Genomic DNA, 569 nt, shown 5'->3' on the forward strand with positions numbered 1-569 from the left:
ACTCTGAAAGATCTTGTGTTTTTTTAGCTTGTTTCCATAAGCTTTCATTTGATAAGCCCATCCTTGATCAGAGTGGAATGTTCGACGATAAAGACAGTCCTCTGTCATTTGGATGGCTTCTTCCAACCCTTCCATGATTGCCAAGGCATTGGGCCTTTCTGAAATACGGTAAGAAAGGATCTCGCTGTTATACAAATCCATAAACGGATCCAAATACAACTTTCTTTGACGGATCACACCGTTGGTATCTAAGGCAAAATACTTGAATTCTGTTGTGTCTGTTGTAATTTTTTGATGACAAATACTTGTGTAAAAGCGACGGTGGATTCGATTCTTCGCAATTGTGCCAACTTCTCCTCTATAAGAACGATAACGTCGAGATTTTCGGGTATAAGATCGGACTTCAAGTCCCAACTTTCGAATCAAGCGTTGTACTTTCTTTTTATTGACATGAAAGCCACGATTTTTAAGTTCTTGGGTCATTCGCAAACAACCGTAATCTTTGTGTTTCTTACGAATAGTAATCATTTCTTCTTCGATTTCCTGATCCGGATTTTTTCGATCCCACC

General features: G+C 39.0%; 1 protein-coding gene. It reads right to left on the minus strand.

What is annotated here, in order from left to right:
* Window positions 1–569, minus strand: a 569-nt coding sequence (locus tag TS1_RS12290) for an IS3 family transposase (RefSeq protein ID WP_068710735.1), incomplete at both ends; no start/stop codon positions are given.

The sequence above is a fragment of the Tetragenococcus solitarius NBRC 100494 genome (assembly GCF_001544195.1).
In the GTDB taxonomy this organism is placed as follows: Bacteria; Bacillota; Bacilli; order Lactobacillales; family Enterococcaceae; genus Tetragenococcus; species Tetragenococcus solitarius.